The following is a 1,892-nucleotide window of genomic DNA, read 5'->3' on the forward strand; positions in this document are numbered from 1 at the left end:
ACGCTGAACGCCTGGACGCATCTGGTCGGCGTCTACAACGCCGCCAACGGTCAGATGACGTTGTACGCCAACGGAACCGCCCAGGGCACGGCGACGGACACCACGCCGATCGCCGCGAACGGGCCGCTCGTCATCGGCCGCTCCAAGTACAACGGAGTGCAGGAGGCGCCGTTCAACGGTTCGATCGGCAACGTGCAGGTCTACCAGCGTGCGCTGAGTGCGGCCGAGGTGTCGAGCCTCTACGGCAACGGCCAGGCTGGACGCCCGCTGGGTGACGCGTACAACACGACGACCTACACCTACGACCAGCGTGGGCTGAAGCTGTCGGAGACCGATCCGCTGGGCAACACCGAGTACTACGAGTACGACGAGTCCGACAACCTCGTCGTGACGACCAGCGCCACGGTCAACGCCGAGTCCAACGGTGGGACCCCGGTGTCGTCTCGTCCGGTGACGACCACTGGGTTCGACACGTTCGGCGACGAGGTCGAGCTGCGTGACCCGGATGGCAACGTCACCGTCATCACCCGGGACGCGTCCGGCCGGCCGATCTCGACGAAGCTGCCGTCCTACACGCCACCCGGCGGGACGCCGATCAACGCCACCGTCTCGAAGACATTCGACGGCTCGGGCAACGTCACCTCGACCACCGACCCGCTCGGCAAGGTCACCACGTACGCGTACGACCAGCAGGGCCGGCTGACCAAGGCGACCGAGCCCAACGGCGCGGTGACGACATACGCGTACGACCTCAACGACGAGCTGCTGCGCATGGTCAACCCGCTTGGGGCGTACGCCGAGTCCACGTACGACTATCTCGGGCGCCGGGTCAGCGAGTCCGTCTTCGAACGGGCCACCTCCAGCACCTACACGACGAACTACACCTTCACCACTGGTGGGTTCGTGCAGAAGGTGACCCGGCCGTCCGGGTCGTACATCAGCTACACCACCAACGCCGCGGGCGACACGACCGCCGCGATCGACGCGGCCGGCAACAGCACGCAGTACAAGTACGACCACCTCGGCCGCCAGGTCGCCGTCGTCGCCCCGGACGGGTCGAAGCGCACGACGATCTACGACGAGCCGGGCAACAACATCACGGCGAAGGCGTACGACTCGACCGGTGCGCTGATCTCGAAGATCTCGGCGACCTACGACGGGAACGGCAATCAGCTCAGCACGACTGACGCGCTGGGGCATACGACGACGTTCGCGTATGACGCGACGGGGATGGTGACGGGGGAGACGCAGCCGATCTCGGCGTCGGCGTCGATTACCACGTCGTTCGGGTATGACCTGCAGGGTCATCGGACGCGGTATACCGATGGGCGGGGTAACAAGCATCTGTCCACCTACAACTCGTGGGGGATGCTGGAGTCGCAGATCGAGCCGGCGACGTCGGCGAATCCGAACGATCGGACGTGGACGATCTCGTATGACGCGGCCGGTCGGGCGGTGAAGCAGACCCAGCCGGGTGGGGTGGTCGTCAGCAACACCTATGACACGGTCGGCAACCTCACCGGGCAGACGGGTGCGGGGGCCGAGGTCGCGACCGCCGACCGGACTTTCGGTTACGACCTGGCCGGGCAGCTGACGTCGATGAAGGCGGGTACGGGGACGGACACGTTCGCGTACAACGACCGGGGTCTGCTCACGACGGCGACCGGCCCGTCAGGGGCGTCCAGCTTCACCTACAACGGCGACGGCCTGGTGACCGGGCGTACCGATGCTGCGGGTGCCAGCACCTACTCCTATGACACGGTGGATCGGCTGTCCGGGGTGACCGACGCCTCGACCGGGCAGACCGTGTCCTACACCTATGACGGGTTGTCGCGGGTCACGAAGATGACCTTCGGCACGGGGGACTATCGCAGCTTCGGCTACGACAACGC

General features: G+C 66.3%; 1 protein-coding gene. It reads left to right on the forward strand.

The window, feature by feature from the left end; genetic code table 11:
- Positions 1 to 1,892, forward strand: a 1,892-nt coding sequence (locus AB0H43_RS38930) for a LamG-like jellyroll fold domain-containing protein (protein ID WP_360008696.1), incomplete at both ends; no start/stop codon positions are given.

This window comes from Hamadaea sp. NPDC050747 (genome assembly GCF_040654195.1).
In the GTDB taxonomy this organism is placed as follows: Bacteria; Actinomycetota; Actinomycetes; order Mycobacteriales; family Micromonosporaceae; genus Hamadaea.